This is a genomic window from Mesorhizobium sp. M1E.F.Ca.ET.063.01.1.1 (assembly GCF_003998155.1).
Taxonomy (GTDB): Bacteria; Pseudomonadota; Alphaproteobacteria; order Rhizobiales; family Rhizobiaceae; genus Mesorhizobium.
The window spans coordinates 1-5,394 of record NZ_RZSC01000402.1 but is presented as its reverse complement, the minus strand read 5'-3'; the positions used below and the strand labels follow the sequence as shown (position 1 = coordinate 5,394).

4 protein-coding genes, 2 pseudogenes and 1 riboswitch are annotated in these 5,394 nt (G+C 63.1%); all 6 genes and pseudogenes read left to right on the top strand.

Going from position 1 to position 5,394, the window contains the following annotated elements; translation table 11 throughout:
- A pseudogene (locus EOA29_RS43190) lies at positions 1 to 172 on the top strand (FAD-binding protein); the annotation flags it as partial.
- 122 nt (positions 173 to 294) lie between these two features.
- Positions 295 to 744 carry an EamA family transporter gene (locus EOA29_RS23770; protein ID WP_126093268.1) on the top strand — a complete coding sequence of 150 codons (450 nt, stop codon included), beginning with the start codon at positions 295 to 297 and terminating at the stop codon, positions 742 to 744.
- Positions 741 to 1,748: an NAD(P)-dependent oxidoreductase gene (locus tag EOA29_RS23765; protein WP_126093269.1), complete on the top strand. Its 1,008-nt coding sequence runs from the start codon at positions 741 to 743 to the stop codon at positions 1,746 to 1,748. Before EOA29_RS23770 ends, EOA29_RS23765 begins: the two co-directional genes overlap by 4 nt.
- A 24-nt stretch (positions 1,749 to 1,772) precedes the next feature.
- Positions 1,773 to 3,245: an aspartate aminotransferase family protein gene (locus EOA29_RS23760; RefSeq protein ID WP_126093270.1), complete on the top strand. Its 1,473-nt coding sequence runs from the start codon at positions 1,773 to 1,775 to the stop codon at positions 3,243 to 3,245.
- An 8-nt stretch (positions 3,246 to 3,253) separates the two neighbouring features.
- Complete coding sequence (locus tag EOA29_RS23755) at positions 3,254 to 4,486, top strand: hypothetical protein (protein ID WP_126093271.1); 1,233 nt, start codon at positions 3,254 to 3,256, stop codon at positions 4,484 to 4,486.
- A gap of 149 nt (positions 4,487 to 4,635) precedes the next feature.
- Positions 4,636 to 4,752, top strand: a riboswitch (TPP riboswitch).
- 103 nt (positions 4,753 to 4,855) lie between these two features.
- A pseudogene (locus EOA29_RS23750) lies at positions 4,856 to 5,394 on the top strand (phosphomethylpyrimidine synthase ThiC); the annotation flags it as partial.

Below are 5,394 nucleotides of genomic sequence, written 5' to 3'. Positions count from 1 at the left end.
CGCCGTCAATCCCTACAAGGATGCGCGCATGGAGCCCGAAACCTTCGCTGCGTCCTTCCCGCAATGGCAGCGGCTGGAGGCGCTTCGCGATCCCGCTTTCCTATCGGGTTTCTGGGCGCGGACAGCAAAAAAACTGGATGCTCGACGAGGTGCCGCGGAAGCTGCGGAATAGATCGAATTTGAGTAGATCTTGGTAAATGAAGCGTTAAGATCGAGGTTTACTCAAAATAGACATGTGATTTCACCAAATATTTGCAGGTTTGCAGTAGGACCGCTCAGGGCGGGGTGGCAACAATGAAATACATCGTCTTTATTCTTTTTACCGTCATGACCAATGCCGCTGCGCAGCTGATGCTGAAGCAGGGCATGATGTCGCTGGGGCCGATTTCGTTCGACGGCGCCAATCCGCTCGTCAAGCTGCTGCAGGTCGTGTTCAGCCCGTGGGTCTTCCTCGGCCTCTGCACTTTCGTCATCTCGATGGCCTCGCACCTTTACGTGCTGTCGAAGGTCGAGCTCAGCTTCGCCTATCCGTTCCTCAGCCTCGCCTATGTCGCGGTCGCCGTCTTTGCCTATTTCGTGTTCCGCGAGGACCTCAATGGCTGGCGCATCGCCGGCATCGCCTGCATCTGCGTCGGCACAATCTTGATCGCTCAAAGTGGTCGCGATCTGGGCGGTCGCGGGCATGAGGACCAGGCCGCTTCCATCACCCCCGACAAGATCGGCACAAACGAGATCGTTCGATGAGACATGTGATTTTTGGCGGCGACGGCTTCGTCGGCCGTCATCTTGCTCCCAAGCTTGCCGCGGACGGCGAGAACGTCGTCGTCGCCGACATCGTCAAGAGCGACCTGCCGCACTATCGTTCGGTGCGCTTCATCACCTGCGATGTGACCGATCCGGCATCGGTCGCGGCACTGGGCCTCAGGGCCGACGACATGGTCTACAATTTGTCGGCCAAGATGCTGTCGCCGATCCAGGTGCGCGCCAAGCGGCACGACTTCTTCTTCCCAGTGAATTTCCACGGCACCGAGCACATCATCCAGGCGATGGACAAGGCCGGCGCCTCGAAGCTGGTCCACTACACGACCGACATGATCTACGGCCACACGGTGGTGCTGCCGATGACGGAGGATCATCCGGTCGCGCCGCTTGGCGAATATGGGCTGTCGAAGCTCAAGACCGAGGAGCTCGCCGCCGAATGGCGCAAGCGCGGCATGTCGATCTCGCTGTTCCGGCCGCGGCTGATCATCGGCCCTGGGCGTCTCGGCATCCTGGAAAAGCTCTTCAAGCTGGTCGACTGGAATTTTCCCGTGCCGATGATCGGTTCGGGCCGGAACCCTTACCAGTTCATCTCGGTGTTCGATTGCGCAGAAGCCGCCCGCGCGGCCTGGAAAGCCGGCGTGCCGAACGAGGCCTACAATCTCGGCTCGCTCAATCCGCCGCCGGTCAGGAAGCTGCTCGGCGACCTGATCCGCCATGCCGGCTCCAAGTCGATTCTGCTGCCGACGCCGGGCTGGGCGGTCAAGCGCACGCTCGACCTGCTCGATCTCATGAACATGCCGATCATGGATCCGGAACAGTATCTGATCGCCGACGAGGAATGCGTGCTCGACGTGTCCAAGGCCGAGCGTCAGCTCGGCTGGGTGCCGCAATACCGCGACGAGGACATGCTGATCGCCGCCTACAGCGAATATCGCGCCAAAAAGGACGGCCACGCCGTCGCCACCGAACACGTTCCTGCCGAATAAGACGGCGAAGGGGAGATTTTCGAGATGACCGTCATGGCCAAGCCGGAACACACGGGGACACGCGCGCTGGTCGAAGCGCCGGCGCTGTCGCCCTCGACCATCGCCAAGCCGGATCTGATCAGCGTCGAGCAGGCCAAGGCGATGGACGTCGCCCGCATCACGGACCTGTTCAAGGCGCACCTCAACCCGGGCCAGCTGCATTTCATGAAGCTGCTCGGCTTCCATAAGGTCAAGATCGAGCGCGCTGAAGGCATGTTCTACATCGACCAGAACGGCCGCAAGATCCTCGACTTCTTCGGCGGCTTCGGCTCGCTGGCCTTCGGCCACAACCATCCGCGCATCCTGGAAGCCCGTCGCAAATTCCAGGAGGAGAAGCGCCAGGAGATCGCCATCGCCTTCATGTCGCAATATGCGGCAGCGCTCGCGCACAACATCGCCAAGTGCTCGCCCGGCGAGCTCGACATGGTGTTCCTGGGCTCGTCCGGCTCGGAGGCGATGGAAGCGGCGGTGAAGCTCGCCGAGCGCGCCGCGGGGCCTAAGCGGCCGAAGGTCGTCTATGCCGAGAATTCTTTCCACGGCAAGACCAAGGGCGTGCTGGCGATCACCGACGGTCAGCTCTACCGTGCAGACTTCAAGGTGGCCGACAATGTCGTGCGTGTTCCCTTCGCCGACATCGACGCGGTCGAGCGCCTGTTCAAAAGCGATCCCGGGATCGGCGTCATCGTGCTGGAAACCATCCAGGGCGGCGGCGGCATCATCCAGGCAGAGGCGCAATATTGGCAGAAGCTGCGCGCGCTTTGCGACCAGCATGGCGTGCTGTGGGTCGCCGACGAGGTGCAGTGCGGCTATGGCCGCAGCGGCCGCTTCTATGCCTTCGAGCATTACGGCGTCGTGCCGGACGTGACTGCGCTGGCGAAATCGCTCGGCGGCGGCAAGGCGGCGGTCGGCGCCATGATCGCCAAGCGGGACGTCTACATGAAGGCCTATGGCACGCCGAAGACGGCGATGATCCATGCCATGGCGACCTTCGGCGGCATGGGCGAGGCTTGCGTCACCGCGATCGAGGCGCTGAACGTCCTCTATGACGAGGGCCTCATCGACAACGCCGCCTCGACCGGCGATTACCTTCTGCAGCGGCTGCAGGCGCTGAAGGAGAAATATCCAAAGATCATCAAGGACGTGCGCGGCAAGGGTCTTATGGTCGGACTCGAGTTCCACGATTTCTCGCAGACCCTGCCGATGATGCTGCGTCCGGTGGTGAGCGTGCTCGACGACAAGCTGAAGGGCTCGCTGTCGGGCTTCGTCGGCTCGCTGCTCCTGCGCGACTATGACGTGCTCGTCGCCTTCACCGAGTACAATCGCAACGTCATCCGGCTTGAGCCGCCGCTGATCTGCCAGCGCGAGCATGTCGACCGCTTCGTCGATGCCTTCGACAACCTCCTGTCGCGCGGCATCGTGGCGATCGTGAAGGACTTCGTCAAAAGCCAGGTCCTCTGAGACAGACGATGCTGACCAGGCCATCACCCGTCGCTCCCGCCAATCCGCTCGACCGGCTGACCGGCGCCGGTCTTGCCTGGGGCGAGGGAGCCTATGCAAGATGGGCCGCGCCGATCGGCGCGGCGACCTTCTCGCTCTATATCCTGCTCACCGCTTTCACGGCCTGGTTCATGCCCGACGCCAATTGGGACATGCTGCCCTATCTGGCGATCGCCGAGGAAGACGCCTATCCCGATCCGCAGGCGCTGCACGACTATGCCTACAGCACGGTGAAAGCCGGCGTGTCGGCCGGCGACTACAAGACGCTGACCGATGATGGCGGCGGCTTTCGCAGCCACATGACGGAGAATGCCGCCGACTTCCATTCGCTGCTCGGCATGTACCGGATCAAGTTCCTCTACGCCGAGATCCTGTCCAGCCTCAGCCATGTCGTGTCGCCGGTCGAGGCGATGCGGCTGGTGCAGGTGTTCTCGGTGCTGCTGTTCGGCGCGATCACGCTCACCTGGCTGCGCGCGGAAGGCGCGCTGGCGCTGGCGCCCGTCGTCGGCGCCGTCCTGATCATGTCCGATTTCGGCGACGCCGCGCGGGCTTCGACGCCTGACCTTCTCTGCTCGGCGCTGTTCCTCGGCGGGCTGTTCGCCTATGTGCGCAAGCGCGAGGCGGCGACGGCGATTCTGCTTTTCCTCGCCTTCATGGCGCGGCCGGACAACATCGTCTTCCTCGCCATCTTCGCCGTGCTGCTTGTCGCATTCCGGCAGAAGGCGTGGGGGGCGCTGGCTGGTTTCGCTGTCTCTTTCGTCGCCTATTTCGCCATCTCGCACTGGGCCCAGCACCCCGGCTGGTGGCCGCATCTGTGGTTCTCCAGCATCGAGCAGCACTACAATATGGACGGTTTCGAACCGCCATTCTCGGCGGCGGCCTATCTCAGGGCCTTCGCCGCCTCGGTGGTGCGCGCCATCAACGTCAACAACTGGGTCGGCGTCTCGGTGCTGGCTTTAGCCGGCTGGTACGGGCTCGACCGCGCCGGCTTCCGGCTCGACCGGCGCGCCGGCATCCTGCTTGCGGCGCTCGTGCTCGGCGTGCTCGCCAAGTTCGCGGTCTTCCCGATCCACGATACGCGCATCTATTTCCCCAATCTTCTGCCGCCCTTCCTGCTGCTGGCCGCGCCGCTGATGGCACTGTGGGCATCGGCCAGTCGGGGCGGTCGCGCGGCGCTGGAAGTCGTTCCCGAAGACAATTGATGAATCCGGTTTCGAGCCTTGCGCGCGTGCTTCATTCGCACGGCTTGCCGGCGGGCCGCACGATCTCCAACCTTGCGTCCACGACGGCAATGACTCGCGATTGCCGGCCAACCACGCTTGACAAGATGGCGCCGGCCCGTTCAACCTAGGCCATTCACCAGGGGAGTCCCGGCAAGGGGCTGAGATACTGCTGGCTTCTGCGGCGCAGTGACCCGTTGAACCTGATCCAGTTCATACTGGCGTAGGGACGGTGCAAGCGCTTTGCGGGAGTTCATGCCCGAAGACCTGTTCGCACAGGTTGACCAAGGCGGCTTTACATCCTTCCGGCACAGAACTGGGTCTCCAATGCAACGAGCAAAGGAGCCTCAAATGAATGCCTTGACCCCGACCGTATCGACCGGGCCGCTGCCGGCGTCGCGGAAGATCCACAAGTCCGGCGTCCTCCATCCGCAGATCAGGGTGCCGATGCGCGAGATCGCCGTTCACCCGACCGCCGGCGAGGCGCCAGTGACCGTCTACGATCCGTCCGGCCCCTATACCGACCCGGCGATTGAAACGGACATCGAAAAGGGTCTTGCCAGGCTTCGGGAGGACTGGATCGTGGCACGCGGCGATGTCGAGTCCTATGACGGCCGCCATGTCAGGCCGGAGGACAACGGATTTGCGACAGGAGAGCGCCTGACGCCGGAATTTCCCGTCCGCAATCGTCCGCTGAGGGCAAGGGCCGGCAAGGCGGTGACGCAGCTCGCCTATGCGCGCGCCGGGATCGTCACGCCCGAGATGGAATTTGTGGCCATCCGCGAGAACCTTGGCCGCGAGATGCTGCGGGGCAAGCTGCAACAGGATGGGGAAGCGTTCGGCGCGTCGATACCGGATTTCGTCACGCCGGAATTCGTGCGCGACGAGGT

Bases quoted from the DNA above. Each gene is read 5' to 3' on its own strand.
- EOA29_RS23760 (WP_126093270.1), top strand. From the start codon at position 1,773: ATGACCGTCATGGCCAAGCCGGAACACACGGGGACACGCGCGCTGGTC.
- EOA29_RS23765 (WP_126093269.1), top strand. From the start codon at position 741: ATGAGACATGTGATTTTTGGCGGCGACGGCTTCGTCGGCCGTCATCTT.
- EOA29_RS23755 (WP_126093271.1), top strand. From the start codon at position 3,254: ATGCTGACCAGGCCATCACCCGTCGCTCCCGCCAATCCGCTCGACCGG.
- EOA29_RS23770 (WP_126093268.1), top strand. From the start codon at position 295: ATGAAATACATCGTCTTTATTCTTTTTACCGTCATGACCAATGCCGCT.